Source organism: Pantoea sp. ME81 (assembly GCF_903970985.1).
Lineage (GTDB): Bacteria > Pseudomonadota > Gammaproteobacteria > Enterobacterales > Enterobacteriaceae > Pantoea > Pantoea communis.
In genome coordinates, this window is record NZ_CAJCKS010000114.1 from 1 (window position 1) to 15,976 (window position 15,976).

At 56.3% G+C, this 15,976-nt stretch carries 10 protein-coding genes and 2 pseudogenes; 3 read left to right on the forward strand and 9 right to left on the reverse strand.

Going from position 1 to position 15,976, the window contains the following annotated elements:
• Both H7A81_RS18545 and H7A81_RS18550 read right to left on the reverse strand, forming a co-directional pair.
• Nucleotides 1-245: pseudogene (locus H7A81_RS18545) on the reverse strand (gfo/Idh/MocA family oxidoreductase); the annotation flags it as partial.
• Between the two features lie 10 nt (nucleotides 246-255).
• Complete coding sequence (locus H7A81_RS18550) at nucleotides 256-1,425, reverse strand: Gfo/Idh/MocA family protein (RefSeq protein ID WP_182058348.1); 1,170 nt, start codon at nucleotides 1,423-1,425, stop codon at nucleotides 256-258.
• A gap of 196 nt (nucleotides 1,426-1,621) precedes the next feature.
• On the opposite strand from H7A81_RS18550, the gene H7A81_RS18555 reads away from it, so the two are divergent.
• Complete coding sequence (locus tag H7A81_RS18555) at nucleotides 1,622-2,689, forward strand: LacI family DNA-binding transcriptional regulator (protein WP_097117345.1); 1,068 nt, start codon at nucleotides 1,622-1,624, stop codon at nucleotides 2,687-2,689.
• Between the two features lie 387 nt (nucleotides 2,690-3,076).
• On the opposite strand, the gene H7A81_RS18560 is transcribed toward H7A81_RS18555, so the two are convergent.
• Both H7A81_RS18560 and H7A81_RS18565 read right to left on the reverse strand, forming a co-directional pair.
• Nucleotides 3,077-4,972, reverse strand: coding sequence for a methyl-accepting chemotaxis protein (locus tag H7A81_RS18560; protein ID WP_182058349.1), 1,896 nt, complete (start codon nucleotides 4,970-4,972; stop codon nucleotides 3,077-3,079).
• A gap of 175 nt (nucleotides 4,973-5,147) precedes the next feature.
• Nucleotides 5,148-6,257: a suppressor of fused domain protein gene (locus H7A81_RS18565; protein ID WP_182058350.1), complete on the reverse strand. Its 1,110-nt coding sequence runs from the start codon at nucleotides 6,255-6,257 to the stop codon at nucleotides 5,148-5,150.
• Nucleotides 6,258-6,371: 114 nt separating this feature from the next.
• On the opposite strand from H7A81_RS18565, the gene H7A81_RS18570 reads away from it, so the two are divergent.
• Complete coding sequence (locus tag H7A81_RS18570; RefSeq protein WP_255478993.1) at nucleotides 6,372-6,776, forward strand: hypothetical protein; 405 nt, start codon at nucleotides 6,372-6,374, stop codon at nucleotides 6,774-6,776.
• Between the two features lie 2 nt (nucleotides 6,777-6,778).
• Here H7A81_RS18570 and H7A81_RS18575 read toward each other — a convergent pair whose 3' ends face one another.
• Nucleotides 6,779-7,642, reverse strand: coding sequence for an oxygenase MpaB family protein (locus tag H7A81_RS18575; RefSeq protein ID WP_034821042.1), 864 nt, complete (start codon nucleotides 7,640-7,642; stop codon nucleotides 6,779-6,781).
• 122 nt (nucleotides 7,643-7,764) lie between these two features.
• Entirely contained in the window at nucleotides 7,765-10,062 is a 2,298-nt protein-coding gene (gene bglX, locus H7A81_RS18580; protein WP_182058351.1) for a beta-glucosidase BglX, read from the reverse strand.
• Between the two features lie 155 nt (nucleotides 10,063-10,217).
• Between bglX and dld the strand changes: the two genes are divergently transcribed.
• Nucleotides 10,218-11,927, forward strand: a complete 1,710-nt coding sequence (gene dld / locus H7A81_RS18585; protein WP_182058352.1) for a D-lactate dehydrogenase — start codon at nucleotides 10,218-10,220, stop codon at nucleotides 11,925-11,927.
• 35 nt (nucleotides 11,928-11,962) lie between these two features.
• Here the strand turns inward: dld and H7A81_RS18590 are convergent, their stop codons facing one another.
• The 3 genes and pseudogenes from H7A81_RS18590 to H7A81_RS27550 form a co-directional block, all read right to left on the reverse strand.
• The gene (locus H7A81_RS18590; protein ID WP_182058353.1) at nucleotides 11,963-14,407 is read right to left on the reverse strand and encodes a DUF3772 domain-containing protein; all 2,445 of its coding nucleotides are present in this window, start codon (nucleotides 14,405-14,407) and stop codon (nucleotides 11,963-11,965) included.
• Nucleotides 14,408-14,633: 226 nt separating this feature from the next.
• On the reverse strand, nucleotides 14,634-15,563 hold the full coding sequence (gene pbpG / locus H7A81_RS18595) for a D-alanyl-D-alanine endopeptidase (protein WP_034821245.1): 930 nt from the start codon (nucleotides 15,561-15,563) through the stop codon (nucleotides 14,634-14,636).
• Between the two features lie 179 nt (nucleotides 15,564-15,742).
• A pseudogene (locus tag H7A81_RS27550) lies at nucleotides 15,743-15,976 on the reverse strand (IS4 family transposase); the annotation flags it as partial.

A 15,976-nucleotide genomic window follows, 5' to 3' on the forward strand; every position in this document is an offset into this window, starting at 1 on the left:
GCCAGAATGGTCTCCAGCGAATCGGCGATCTGCACCTGCGGAAACTGCTGCACAAACTTATCGACTTTGGCGGCATCGGGATCGTATACCCACTTCAGCGTGGCCCCGGCTTCGGTCAGGCCATTGCACATACCGTAAATGTGGCCGTGATCCAGCCCGGCGGCGGCAATGACAAATTCCCCCGGTTGCACCACCGGTTGCGGTTTGCCTTTCGGCGCGTAGTTCATGCCATCCTGCTTATTCATGGTTGTTTCCTCACGCAAAGTTTTTACCCAGTGGGATGTCATCGACATCGGCGAAGTTGTCTACCGAAGCCTGTTTTTCGTAGAAGTGCGGTGCATGGGCGATCAGCCCGCCAGTGCGATAAAAGGCATCATTTTTGGCGATCGGTAACGAGACGGTGCTTTTGGTGATAGCCGATTTGTAGATGGCGGTAATCAGTTCCAGCGAGCGTTTGCCCTGCTCACCATCAATCAGCGGTGCACGCTGCTGTTCGATCGCTGAGAAGAAGTCATCGACCTGTCCGGCGTGCAGTGTCCAGGTGAGCGGTGCCGTGCTGGCATGAAAGCGTTCCAGCTCCTGCTCCAGCGCCAGATTGTTCTCTTTTTCCGGGAAGCCATTCTCTGCCGCCTGCATGGCGACCGCTTTCCACGGTGCCGAGAGACGCGCTTTTTCTCCCTGCAGCACGATTTTCTGATCTTCACCGTGATGCACAACGGAAGCGGTCAACTGCGCCAGCGTGCCGTTGGGATAGCGAAATATCGCGGCACTGAGATCTTCCACTTCGGCATTGTCATGTGCCACGTTGCCGATCATCGCCACCACTTCACTGGGCGCACCGAGCATCCACTGCATCGCATCGATGTGGTGGACCGCATGGTTAAGCGTGCAGCCGCCGCCCTCTTTTTCCCAGGTGCCGCGCCACCACAGGTCGTAGTACGAATGGCCACGCCACCAGAATGAATCGATTTGCGCGTGGCAAATTTTGCCCGCCAGGCCCGAATCCACCGCCGCTTTCAACTGCCAGAACGCGTCGGTGAAGCGGTTCTGCGCCACCACTGACAGAATTTTGCCGCTGGTTTTTTGCGCGGCGATCATCGCATCGCACTCTTCCAGCGACGCCGCCATCGGCTTTTCGCACAGCACATGCTTGCCCGCCTTCAGGGCCGCAATGGTGTTTTCCGCATGCACATAAGGCGGCGTACAGACGTCGACCACGTCGATATCTGCGCCCTCGGCCAGCATCTCGCGGTGATCCTGGTAAACCCGCACATCGTGCAGGCCGTAGCGCTGCAATTTCTCCCGCGCTTTTTCGGGATACACGTCCGCTACCGCGACAATTCTGCCGCGCTCAGGAAACTGCAGAAACGCCTGGATATGTGAATTGGCAATATTGCCCATGCCCACTATCGCAATTTTTAACATCGTGATTCTCCGCTCATGACCGCTGTTGAGGTGTCTGCGAGGAACATAAAAAAGCGCTGCTGACCGGACAATCTGTTTTTGTGAGAATGCTCGCAGAGCGATGCGGGAGTTTGTGAAGCAAATGTAAAACCGTCTTAATATCAGTCCACTGCGTCTGCAAAAATTTGCAAAAAATGATTGGGATGGGGATCACACTATGGCTGGCAAGCTCAGAATGGACGAAATTTCAGCAATCACCGGCTACTCGGTGAGTACGGTTTCACGCGTGTTGAGCGGGAAATCCTACACCAGCGAAAAAGCGCGTGAGGCGATTGTCGACTGTGCGCGCAGGCTAGGTGTATTGCAGGAAATGGTGAGTGGTCGCCTGCTGATCAATGACATTGTGGTGTTTGCCCCAGGGCGCACTTTCACCCCACGCGGCGATCACTTTTACCATGAAGTGACACGCGGGATTGCTGAGGCCTGCGCGTCGCATGATGTACATATCAGCTATTGCCCACTGGAGGAACAGCGCGCCGATGTGAAGCTGTTTCTGGAAAAAGCCGCAGCAAAAAACATTAGCGCCATCATCATTATCGGCACCGACGATCAAGCGATCTTTAGCCTCGCGGCGTCACTCGGTAAACCCTGTGTGCTGATTAACTCTCGTGATAAAGATATGCGGCTGGATGCGGTGTCACCCGATCATCGGGCGATTGGTTTCAGCGCTATGCAGCATCTGTTTGAGCAAGGCCACCGCCGGGTGTTGACCGTCACCTGTCTGCGACGTGAGACGCTGTTTTTGCGTCTGGAAGGGATCAAAGACGCCTACCGCCATTTTCATATGCCGTTTAATGCACAGCAGGATTTGATTGTCATCGAAGCCTACTCCTCGCAGGACACCGAGATCGCACTGAATCACTGGCTGGATACGCACCCACGCGATCAGTGGCCTGATGTGATTTTGCCAGGCGGCAAAGGCATTATTACTGGTGTGCAGAATGCACTGCTGTCACGCGGCTTGCGCATTCCCGAAGACATTTCGCTGATGACCACGGATCTAGCCAGCCGGCTGGAAGGATCGCCAGAGATGCCCATCACCGGCTTTGCGGTGCCGTGCCGTGAACTGGGTTATGAGGCAATCCAGCTGATCCAGAATCGCCTCAATCGTCCGCAGTCGTCGATTTACAATCTGTTGTTGCAGGGGAAACTGGTGGATCGCGGCACGGTGGCGAATGCCACTCGCCATGCCGCGCGTGAAGAGATCCGCAACGCGTTTCCGTGAGATGCCCCAAAGCAGAAACGCACGTCATCAGCGCATCGTGCCTGTGCACCCAAGCCCAACATCAAAACCTCAGCGCTGATGCTAAACCTTTTGAATTACCAATCCGTTCAAGCCTCAAGCACATAGCCTTTTCTAACAAACCACACCTAAGCTCAGAAGCAGGCTGGTGCCGCTCAGGGGCAGGCAATCCGCAGCGCCGAACAGAGTGAGTCTGCCAGGAGAGACCGCATGGATGCGGTCGAAAGGCTGGGCTGGAACAGGGATGTTCCATCCCAGCCGGTCCGTAAGGCGGACGAATGACGTGAGGGTACCGCGTCAGCGGCGCGAGGACCGCCAGCCCCTGAGCGGCACCAGCCTGCGTTATCACTTGTGGTAAATCGCCCAGCCTTACAACTTAAAGCTCTGCACCACCAGCTCCAGCTGCACGCTCTGCTCTTCCATGGCGCGCGCGGCAGCCGACACCTGCTCGACCAGCGCGGCATTCTGCTGGGTGCTGCCATCCAGCTGCGTGATTGCCAGATTAACCTGCTCGATGCCCATGCTTTGCTCGCGACTGGCAGACATGATTTCACTCATCAGGGTGGTCACGCTGCTCACGCCCTGCATCAGCTCATCCATGGTTTGACCGGCTTGTTCCACCAGCTGGCTGCCGGTATCGATATTGGCCACCGACTCCTCAATCAGCTTCTTGATCTCACGCGCCGAGTTAGCGGAGCGCTGCGCCAGATTACGCACTTCTGACGCCACCACAGCAAATCCACGCCCCTGTTCACCCGCACGCGCCGCTTCTACCGCCGCGTTGAGTGCGAGGATATTGGTCTGGAAGGCGATGCTGTCAATCACGCTGATGATATCCACCACCTTACGTGATGAGTGATTAATCGCTCCCATGGTGGTGACCACCTGACGTACCACGTCCGTTCCGCGCGCCGCCACCTGCGAGGCACCGTCCGCCAGCTGATTGGCATGGGTAGCATTGTCGGCGTTCTGACGTACCGTGCCGGTCAGCTCTTCCATTGACGCGGCGGTTTCAACAATCGAACTGGCCTGCGATTCAGTACGCGCGGACAGATCGGCATTGCCGCTGGCAATTTCACGCGAGGCAGAGGTAATCGCCAGTGCGCTGTCGCCCACCTGACGCATCAGCCCCTGCAGATACTCAATAAACTGGTTAAAGCTCTGCGCCACCGCGTTAAATTCCGGGCTGTTGCTGGCAGGCAGACGCTGAGTTAAATCCGCGCCGCCAGTCGACAGCGCTTCGATATTGCGGTTCAGCAGGCTAAGACGTTTCATCATGGCGCGCACAAAGCCGAGCAGCACCAGCAGCAGGATCACCGCCAGCGGGATCTGCACCAGGCCCAGGCGAGTCAGCATGCTGTGGGTTTGCGCATCCAGCAAACTGGACGGCACATCGCTGGCGAGATACCACGGGCTACCGGCGATCGCCTGCAGGAACAGCGTGTGCTCGCCATCTTCGCCTTTAAAGGTGGTTTGCATAGGCTGATGACCTGCCTGGCTCAGCAGACCTTTCAGCGCGCCCGCCATCGGCAGCTGCGTATCCGCGAGATTTTCCAGCTTCGGTGCACCTTCCAGCAGTGCGGCGTTGCCCACCACTTTGCCATCCGCTTCAACGATCAACACACGACCGTGAATGGCGTCGCCCATCTGTTTCGCCAGTTGGTTGAAGAAACCGAGCGTTACGTCGATGGTTGATACCCCCCACACCGTGCCATCACGATAAATCGCCATCGCACAGTTGGTACGCGGCTGCGGGCTGGCCGCATCCTGATAGGCTTTAGCCCAGGCACATTGCCCTTTGGCCGCGGCCATACCGTCTTTGTACCACGGCTGCTCCCAGTATTTGTCGGCCGCATCCGAGTTCCAGTAAGTGTTGACCTGTAACTGGTTGCTGGCGTTACGGGCGAAGAACGAACTGTCTTTTTCCTTCGCCGGATCGCGGCGATTAGGCAGCGGCCAGATACCGCCGCCAAACACGTTGCTGTCCTGATACTGGTTCACCAGCGCAGGCAGCAAGTTGTCGATGGCCGCGCTATCCATCACGCCTGCGGCTTCGGTAATGGCACGTTGCTGCGCCTGCACGCGGTTCATCTGTTCGACAATACGTCCCGCCAGGCCATCCACCTCATAGCGCACTAATCGGCTTTCGTTTTGACTCAACTGCGGTGCCACAAACTGATTGATCACCACCACAGTAACCAGCATCAGCACCACGAAAAATGCGACCAACGTCGCGGTAAAACGAGATTGTGTAGTTTTTAACATCAGTGTGCCCTTACCCTGGTTGGCGAGTTGCCTGATCGAGGTTAACGGCATGTTACAGAGGAACTTGAGGTGAGCAAGATCACAAAAATGCAAATAGTTGATTTAGGTGATCATTAGGAGGGTGACTAACGTTGCGCTTACTCATCAGGGTGCGGGCAACCGCCCGCAGAGAGGGCTATTGCGGCGGATCCACCACTTCCTGACGTGGCCGAAATATATGGTCATTACCTTCTGCCTGCAAACGCTGCAGCAGCTGTTGTCCACCGCGATCCTCGGCCTGAGCAAACTGACGTTCCGCTTCGGTGATCGGTGTCGCCCACAGCAGATTCGGTCGATCGCCATCGCGCTTGGGCAGTCGGAACTGGGCAACTTCCGGTGCTAAGCCATTGGCCAGCAGGAAACTCTCGAAGCCCACTGGCGCCACTTCCGATGCCAGCGTGTGCCCTTCGCCAATCCACGTCAGCCGCGCCCACGGCAAGTGCGCGAATTCCGCCAGCGCGCTGGCCATCTGCACCGCATTGGCTTCGGTCATCACTTCACCGTCTACTGCCATCGCCAGCTCAACACGGCGGTACTGCGGGGCCAGCTCATCAAACAGGTAATCCACCTGCGGCATGGGCCGAATCCCCATACCCAGCGTGAGAAAAACCCACACGCCATTATGCCAGTGCTGAGAGATGGCCATTGGCGGCCAGCTCCCTTGGTCGATAGCGTAATACTTTACCGACTCACCAAACTGCGCCTGGTAGCACTGCATCAGCTCATGCTGCACAACATCCCATAAATGGCCGTCATGCCAGTCACGCCAGAAGTGGCGCTGCTGCTCGGCGCGTGCATAGTAATCATTGGTGGAAGCGGATCCGAGCGGTGCGGTCAGGCGATTCTCTTTGATGCAGCCAGCAGAGAAACTCACCTGCTTATCCTGATACAGACTCCAGCCGGGGATCACCGCCAGCAGTTGGCCGTAATACCACAGGGCTGCACCGTCATCACTCGGTTCCCACAAAATCTGTAGACCGGCAGGGTCGAGCATCGGCTCGGCTTCTAAGGTGCGGCAATACTCTGCGCTGAGCAAAGGCGCAATGCCCTGCTCCATCGCTTCACGATCTTCACGCGCCGGTGCAGGCAACAGATTGCGCAGCCAGCAGCCGCGCACCGCGTACTGACTGCGAAACAGATCGTTGGGCCAGATGTAAAAGTAGGCCGTGCGCGCATCCTGTTCGACGATGGCAGTCAGTGTGTTTTGCTGATTTGGCACCTCAGCAATCAGAGGTTGGTGTGTCATAACGCCTCGACAAAGCCTTGAGGGATCCATTTTCCCTGAGAATAGAGCAGGATCGGCACTCGCACCATGTGACACAAGGGTAAAACTCTCAAAGTGCAGTCAGGAAGCGTGAGAATGACTGATGATTGCCAGCACAACGCCCTGACAAACTTCAAATTAATTCGCGATTCATTTGCCGCCTCGCATGCTATTGTCTGCACATTCCTCCTTGCGGAGCTGCTCAGCATGGTGCTGCAAAACCTCGATTTGAACCTGCGCGATGTCGTGATTTTCGCGATTTTAGTGTGGCTGTTTCTTCGCTATACATGGGTGATGTCAGCGCTCACGTTTATGCTCGGTGGTGCGGTGCTATTGGTGTTGTTACCCATCGACATTTACTACAGCTTGCTGCCATTAGCGCTGCTGGGAGTGGGATTAGGGATGCTGCTTCATCATTATCAGCAGCGCCAGCTCACCCTTAAACGTGAAGCCCGCACACCGCGCACCTACACCAAAAAGCAGGACGAGCTGCATTTGTAGCGTTAGCGTCCCATACGTTGCATGGCGCGGGAATAAGCCCCGCGCTGAATCGACCAGCGCAGCAAACCGGCAATCACCGCGATCTCTTTATCCACGCGCCACTGTGTCAACGGGCTAATCGGCTGCTGAATTTGCTGTTGCGCCCAGTCCGGTAACAACCCCATCCCGGCTTTTAGCATCACCCGCATCGCCGGTTTCGCCTGCCAGCTTGGGGCCGGTGCATTGATTAATAGCTGCATCACTTCCAGCGTGCGTTCATCGCAAATCAGTTCCGGGCGCATGGCCTGCAGATAAGCCTCCACCGCCTGCACCGTTTTCGGCACCTTTTCCGCGCCCAGTGCTTCGGCGATGAGCGCCGCTTCATCGTAATAGCGATCCTGCTCGGCCAGTGAGAGCTGCGGATTTTTATAGCGCAGATGCGCGGCGAGGAAGCGGCTGGTTTCCGCCACGTGCACCCAGGTCAGTAAATGCGGATCGCTGGCGGCGTAAGGTTGCCCGGCGTTATCAATACCGGTGACGCGCAGATGGATGCGTTTAACGCGTTCAATCAGGATATTGGCGTCCACCGTGTTACCAAAAGTGGTGACGGCGATAAACTGGCTGGTGCGCCGCAGACGGCCCAGCATGTCCTGACGAAAGTTAGAGTGATCCCATACGCCTGCCAGCGCGGCCGGATGCAGCATTTGCAACATCAAGGCGCTGATGCCACCACATAACATCGAAGGAAAGTCGCCGTGCACGCGCCAGATTACGTGGTCAGGGCCAAACAAACCCGGATCGCCCAGCGGCTGCGAAATATCGAATTCGTTGAGTGCGAGGCCGTTAAGACGAAAGACTTGCTGCTGGATACGATTGCGGAGGTTCATGACGTTTGTCGGTTATGCCCGTTGGCAGAATAAGCTCGGGCCTATCATATACTGCCAGGGGTAACGGTGCGATTCATCCTGCGACAAACCGCACCGTTCCACAAAGTGGCGACAACTAACGCTTACAGATAATCAAACTGCCCGTCTTGGGTGCGTACCGAATCGAGGCCAATCATCACGTTAAATTTGCCCGGCTCGGCGACATGCTGCATTTTTTGATTCCAGAATTTCAGTGCATCCACATCAATCTTAAAGCTTACGGTCTGTGACTCGCCCGCTTTCAGCATGATGCGTTTGAAGCCACGCAGCTCCTGTACTGGGCGGCTGATGCTGGCCACCGGATCGTTGAGATACATCTGTACCACCGTGGCACCATCACGTTTGCCGGTGTTGGTAACGGTGACACTCGCTTCAACGGATCCATTGCGCGGCATGGTTTTGGCGGACATTTTCACCGGCGAAACGGTGAAAGTGGTGTAGCTCAGACCGTAACCAAACGGATACAGCGGGCCATTCACCGCATCGTAGTAATGCGAGGTGTACTTGTTCGGCTTCGCGAAGTTGTACGGACGCCCGGTTGGCAAGTGGTTGTAGTAGATCGGCAGCTGGCCCACGGAGCGCGGGAAGGACATCGGCAGTTTGCCCGATGGGTTGTAATCGCCAAACAACACGTCCGCAATCGCATTCCCCCCTTCGGTGCCGCTGAACCAGGTTTCGAGCATCGCATCAGCCATATGATCTTCGTTGACAACTGTCAGCGGACGACCGTTCATCAACACAATCACCAGCGGCTTACCGGTCGCTTTCAGCGCCGCCAGCAGTTTTTGCTGGCTTGGCGGAATCACCAGGTCACTGCGGCTGGAGGCCTCATGCGCCATCCCCTGCGCTTCACCCACAGCGGCGACTACGACATCCGCTTTCTTCGCCTGGGCAACGGCTTCATCAATCAATTCCTGCGGCGAGCGTTTATCCACGCTAACTGCCTGTTCGTAGAGGTTGAGGAAGTCCTGAATACCTTTGTTATCAGTGATGTTGGCCCCTTTGGCATACAGCACTGTGCCTTTGCCCGCCATCGCATTGCGTACGCCCTGCAGCAGCGGAATCGACTGTTTCGCCACGCCCGCGGCTGACCAGCTGCCCATAATATCGCGCTGGCTATCGGCCAATGGCCCCACCAGCGCCACGGTGGCGCCTTTTTTCAGCGGTAAGGTTTCATGCCAGTTTTTCAGCAGCACGATGCTCTTACGCGCCACGTCACGCGCTTCGGCACGATGCAGACGGCTCTCGGCATTGGTGTCCTGCGGATCGCTGCCTTTCGGCCCTAAATGGCTATAGGGATCGTTAAACAAGCCCATATCATATTTGACGTTCAGCACGTGACGCGCGGCATCGTCGATCTCCGCCATGGTAACGGCGCCACTCTTTACCAGCCCAGGCAAGTATTTGCTGTAGTACTCATCGCTCATACTCATATCGATGCCGGACTTCAGCGCAATACGCACTGCATCCTGCGGATCGCTAGCCACGCCGTGCTTCAGCAACTCTTTGATCGCGCCATGATCGCTGATAGTGATGCCTTTAAATTTCCACTCACCGCGCAGCAGGTCTTTCAGCAACCAACCGTCCGCCGTAGCAGGCGTACCGTTGAGCGAGTTAAGCGCCACCATCACGCCGCCGCTGCCGGCATCCAGCGAGGCTTTGTACGGTGGCAAATAGTCCTGGAACAGACGCTGTGGGCTCATATCGACGGTGTTGTAATCACGTCCGCCCTCCACTGCGCCATAGGCAGCGAAGTGCTTCACGCTGGTCATGATCGAATAACGGTCAGCGGCGCTTTTGCCCTGCATGGATTTCACCATCGCGCTGCCCATTTGCGAGGACAGGAAAGTGTCTTCTCCGAAGCCTTCAGACACGCGTCCCCAGCGCGGCTCGCGCGTAACATCCACCATCGGCGCCCAGGTCATATTGAGACCATCGTCGGCGGCTTCATAAGCGGAGATGCGGCCGACTTCACCGATCGCATCCAGATCCCAGCTGGCCGCGAGGCCGAGCGGTATCGGGAAAATAGTACGCTGACCGTGCACTACGTCGTAAGCGAAGAACAATGGAATTTTCAGGCGGCTGAGTTGCATCACCTGATCCTGCATCGCGCGAATATCCGGACGCGTGACGGTATTGAAGATTGCGCCAACCTGACCGTGCTGGATCATGTCGCGCACCGCCTCTTTTGGCGTGTCTGGCCCCACGCTGATCAAGCGCATCTGCCCGATTTTTTCATCAAGGGTCATTTTGCCGAGCAGCTGGTTAACAAAGGCGTCACGCGCCTGTTCAGTCATCGGATGGGGGCCAAACAGGTCATCTGCGAAGGCAGGCTGCATGGCAAGGGAAACAGCGAGGCTAACAGAGCAAATCCATTTCATCAGGTCGGGTTCTCTTAAGTGACTGCGCAATATCGAAATAACCGGGGCAGTGTGCCACAAGTTCAGGATAGCAGGTAGCCACCGATGTCACACCGCGACCATGCCGTTGACGCGTGCTAAAGTAGATGCGCAACGTTAACGACAAGGACAGGTTCATGAATAACAACACCTCACACCCTACACTGCTGGCTGAACTGCGCCGCCTCGTCGGCCCTTCACACCTGTTAACTGAGGCGGAACAAACCGCACGCTATCGTAAGGGTTTCCGCTCCGGTGAAGGCGATGCGCTGGCGGTGGTGTTCCCGGGTTCACTGCTGGAGCTGTGGCGTGTGCTGCAGGCGCTGGTGCAGGCCGATGCGGTGATTCTGATGCAGGCCGCCAACACCGGCCTGACCGAAGGCTCCACGCCTAACGGCAATGATTACGATCGTCCAGTGGTGATCATCAGTACTTTGCGCCTCGATAAATTGCAGCTGATTGATGGCGGCAATCAGATTCTGGCCTTCCCTGGCAGCACCCTTTATCAGCTGGAAAAAACCCTTAAGCCGCTGGGACGTGAACCACACTCGGTGATCGGTTCCTCTTGTATCGGCGCGTCGGTCATGGGCGGGATTTGTAATAACTCCGGCGGTTCACTGATCAAACGCGGCCCGGCCTACAGCGAAATGGCGCTTTATGCGCAGATTGATGCCGACGGCAAACTGAAGCTGGTCAATCATCTCGGCATGGATCTCGGCCACTCGCCGGAAGAGATGCTCGGTCGACTGGATGACGATCGCTGGCAGCAGAGCGATGTGCGCTGGGATGAACGTCATGCTTCAGATCATGAATATGCAGAACGCGTGCGCGATATCCATGCGGATACACCCGCTCGCTTCAACGCCGATGAGCGCCGCCTGTTCGAGGCTTCGGGTTGCGCGGGCAAACTGGCGGTATTCGCCGTGCGTCTTGATACCTTCCCCAGCGAACCGAAGCAGCAGGTGTTTTATATCGGTACTAACGATCCAGCGGTATTGGGCGATCTGCGCCGCCATATTCTGGCCGAGTTTAAAAACTTACCGGTAGCGGGCGAATACATGCACCGCGACATTTTCGATATCGCCGAAGTGTACGGCAAAGACACCTTTGTGATGATCGACAAGCTCGGCACCGACAAAATGCCACTGTTCTTCACGCTGAAAGGTCGGGTGGATGCCTGGCTGGGTAAGCTGAGTTTTGTTAAACCGCACTTCACCGATCGCGTATTGCAGCGCATCAGCGGTTGGTTGCCTGCCCATCTGCCGAAACGTATGAAGCAGTATCGCGATAAGTTTGAGCATCACCTGATGCTGAAAATGTCCGGTGAAGGTGTAGCGGAAGCGCAGGAGTATTTGCACGAATACTTTCGCGAAGGCGGTGGCGAGTTCTTTGCCTGTGACGGCAAGGAAGGCGCACATGCTTTCCTGCATCGCTTCGCCGCTGCCGGTGCCGCAGTGCGCTACCACGCGGTGCATGCGGATGAAGTGGAAGATATTCTGGCGCTGGATATCGCGCTGCGTCGTAACGATCAGGATTGGTTTGAGCGCTTACCGGCGGAGTTTGATAACGATCTGAGTCATCGCCTTTATTACGGCCACTTCTTCTGTCATGTCTTCCACCAGGATTACATCGTGAAGAAAGGCGTGGATGCGCATGCGTTGAAGGAGAAGATGCTGGCGATCCTCAGCGAACGCGGTGCCGAGTATCCCGCCGAGCATAACGTCGGGCATCTGTATCAGGCGAAACCGCAGTTGCAGGCGTTTTATCGTCAGCTGGATCCGACCAATACCTTTAATCCGGGGATCGGCAAAACCAGCAAACAGAAAGGTTGGGCGGTTAAGGCTTGATAAATTAATGGGCGGCCCGAGAGCCGCCCAATGGATTATGGCAGTTGCTCGCCCTCTTCCTGCGTGGCCGCTGGCACGGTTCGACGTTCGATAATCATCGTCTGCGGTGTGGACAGCACAATGCCCTCTTTGCGCAGGCGCGTCAGAATATCGAACAGCAGGTCACTCTTAGCGCTGGAGATCTGACGCTGGCCCGCCACGTTGCCGGTGACGCTCAACACGATGCCCGCAGAGGTCAAATCCTTGAATGAGACGGATGGCTCAGGCGTTTCCAGAATGCGCTCGTTCTCCTGGTAAACCTCCAGCAGAATCTCACGCACGCGCACCGGATCAATATCCAGCGGGAAGGTCAACATAATGGTCACAACACCCTGTGCATTGCCCATAGTGGCGTTACGCACGTTCTGTGAGATGAACTGTGAGTTCGGCACAATCACCGTGGATTTATCACTCAGCTGAATCTCGGTGGCGCGCACATTGATACGGCGAATATCCCCTTCAATGCCGCTGATACTCACCAGATCGCCCACTTTTACCGGGCGCTCGGTTAACAGAATCAAACCGGAGATAAAGTTCTTCACGATCTCTTGTAAGCCGAAACCGATACCGACCGACAAGGCACTGACGATCCACGCCAGTTTGTTCCACTGCAGGCCCATAATCGACAGCGTCAGCAGAATGATCAGCACATAGCCGATATTGCTGAACAGCGTCACCAGCGACACGCGCATGCCCACGTCCATGGTGGTCTTCGGCAGGAAATCTTTATCCAGCCAGCGACGCACCGAACGCAGTACGTAAATCCCCACCACCAGACACAGGATGGCATTGACCATGTGCGCGGGCACGATGTTCAACGACTCCAGCCCTTTGCCGCCCCAGAACTCAATCACTTTCTGAATCAGCTCAATCGGTGTCGACGAGGCAAAGGTGCCGTTGAGTAGCGCCAGCGCCACAATACCGATCAATGCGGTTTTACCAATAGCACCGAGCAGTGTAGCCGCCTGCTGCAGATGACGCTCATCAATGTTTAACGAGGTCTGCAGACGTTTGCCGGTGGCATTGTTGGTGGAGAACAGGCTTTCGCAGCCGTCGTTGATCAGATGGCTCAGGAAGTAGAACGAACCAAACAGGATGCCGCACCAGATCAACTCATAGCCGAGGAAGCGGGCCAGCGTGACATAACCGATGATCAGCGAAATCAATATTGCGAGCGCGGTAATCGTCAGCGCCAGCTGAATCAGCCCCACGATCGTGGGACGCGCTTCCGGTGGATTCCCCTCTTGCGCCAGGCGACGGCGCACGCGGTTGGTACGCATGCTAATCGCCAGGCCGGTGGTACCGATCAGCAGCGCCGTCAGGCCGTTGGCGAAGATGGTGGTGTTCAGGCTGGTGCCGACGCTGTAGTTAAAGGACTCTGCGGTCTGGAAAATAAACACCAGCGCAGCGGTAATCGGCGGAAACGGCTTCAGCGCCTGCGCGACTTCATTGGAGATGCTTGGCAATCGCCAGCTCGGACGGCGCGTCGACAGGAAAGCACGGCCCAAGCCGGCGATCAAACCGCAATAGACGCTGAGTTGTACCAGACGCTCAACAAAATCCTGCACGTCAGTCGAGACTTCATCACGGCGGGTAAACGCCAGCGCGATAAAGTTAAAGGTCAGCACCACCGCGGCCAAGGTGGTCAGCGCAATCGCTGCCGCCAGGAAACTACGGCGCAAACGCCCTTCCGGCATTTTGTGGATGCTCACCCAGGCGAGAAACTCTTCGCTGTAACGACGCCCCAGCGTCATCACCAGCATGGCCGCAATCAACCAGCCGATAGTGCCAAAGCGCCAGCCAGGCTCCCAGGAGAGTGCAGCGGTGTCCTGCAATTCAGCGATAAAGTCGCTGATTTTCTCGCCATCTAAATCCTGACGGCTGACCATGGGCGCCCAAAAGCGCGGCCCCAGGATGCTACCAGAGTTCAGCGCCAGCTGGCTCTTCAACTGATCACGGCGCAGGTTGACGATCTGGGAGGAAAGCACCAGCGCGCCATTTTTAATGCCATCGGCCTGCTTGATTTGATCGTCCAGTTTACTTTTCTGGCTCTCCAGCGAGGCGCGTTTGCGCGTCACTTCCGGCGTTTCTTTCACGCCACTGTCCGGTTTCGGTGCCGGACCCAGTACCGCTAGCTGCGCATCCAGTTGCTGACGCTGCGGGATCAGCGCCTGGCCTAAAGTTTCTGCGTTACCGGATAGCTCCAGCGCCATCTCATTGAGCTGGTTGAGCTGGCTCTCATTGGTATCGCCTGACACCTGGCCTTTAATCTTGTCGAGGATTTTCTGCATTTTCGGCAGCTCAACCGCAGGATTGACCTTTGGTGCGGCGTCCTCTTGCTGAGCCGCGGCGGCAGTGTTGTCATCCGCGTAGCTCAGTGCCGGGCTTAACAGCACCAGCAGCAGTATAAATGGGGTAAATAGCGAACGAAGCTTGTACATATGAGTGAGATTCCAGCGCAATGACAGCCGATAAATGCCAGTTAACTTTAGATGGCGGCCAGTGTAGAGCGTAGCCGAAGCGGAAACTATAGGAATGAAGCGCGAAAACATTGGTGCTGACGATTAGGGATTTTTTTGGTCATTCGGGAGGACTTATCCCGCCAATCGGAAGCACTCACAGACGCACAATCCATTGTGCATCTGTGAAGGGAAACAGACGTCGTGATTACTCGTTGCTGGCCGTTTGCGACGATTTCTGCTTCTTGTAGGCCAGCGCCGCTGCCGGAACCGGTGCCGCTTTGCCGGTTTCCAGCCAGTCGCGCAGACGGTTGGCATCGGCAAAGTGGGTGTACTTGCCAAACGCATCCAGCACCACCAGCGCCACCGGACGGTTATTGATCACCGTGCGCATCACCAGGCAGTGGCCGGCTTCATCGGTATAACCAGTTTTAGTCAATGCGATACGCCAGTCGTTTTTGTACACCAGGTGATTGGTATTACGGAACGGCAGCGCATAGTTCGGATGCTTAAACACCGCCGTATCTTCTTTGGTGGTGCTCAATTCACCAATCAACGGATATTGACGCGTGGCTTTTGCCAGCTTGATCAAGTCTTCCGCATTGGAGACGTTGTGAATCGACAAACCTGTCGGTTCAACATAGTGGGTATGCGTCATGCCCAGCGCACGCGCTTTGGCATTCATCGCGCGGATAAAGGCGTCATAGCCACCTGGATAGTGATGCGCCAGGCTGGCGGCAGCACGGTTTTCCGATGACATCAGCGCCAGCAGCAGCATATTGCGGCGGCTGATTTCACTGTTCAATTTGACGCGCGAGAACACACCGCGCATCTCTGGCGTGTGGCTGATATCCACCGACAGCATCTCGTCCATCGGCAGTTTCGCATCCAGCACCACCATTGCAGTCATCAGCTTGGTGAGTGACGCGATAGGCCGCACACGATCCGGATGGCTGGAGAACAGCACTTTATTGGTTTCAAGATCGACAATCATGGCACTGCCGGAGGCGATTTGCGGTTGGGCAATCGGCGCCAGATTAGACAGCGCAGCAGGCGCGGCCAGTGCCGGAGTGACAGCTGCCGGTGCGGCGACAAACAGCGCCAGCGACAGCAAGGAAATACGCATTTTTACAGACATCGTGTCAAAAAAATCCGGTAAGGAGTTTTGCGCCGTGTTTAAGACACAGGCCGCGCGCATCAAACCAGACGGGATGCGGGCTGGCAGCAGCATAATACGCGCTTATCTGCGAAATTTCTTAGGTAGATTGTTTCTGAGCGTTAAAAAAACGGGAGACCTAATGGCCTAATGCCAGTCAGTTAAGCCTGACTGGCATTTTTTCTTCTTGCTGTCGGATATTTATAGGGTCTCTCTTTCACCACCCTTGGGAACGAGCGCTCCCGTCGTCCCGGCAGTCTGACCATCTCGGCTATCGAACTTACGTCCTTTACCAGTTCCGGGATTCGCCCAGGCGAAGCGCCTTCGAGTGTCCAGAGCAGCTTCATCACCCACGCTGTCGATTCCCTGAAGCTGAGCTGGTTAGGCCAGTATCC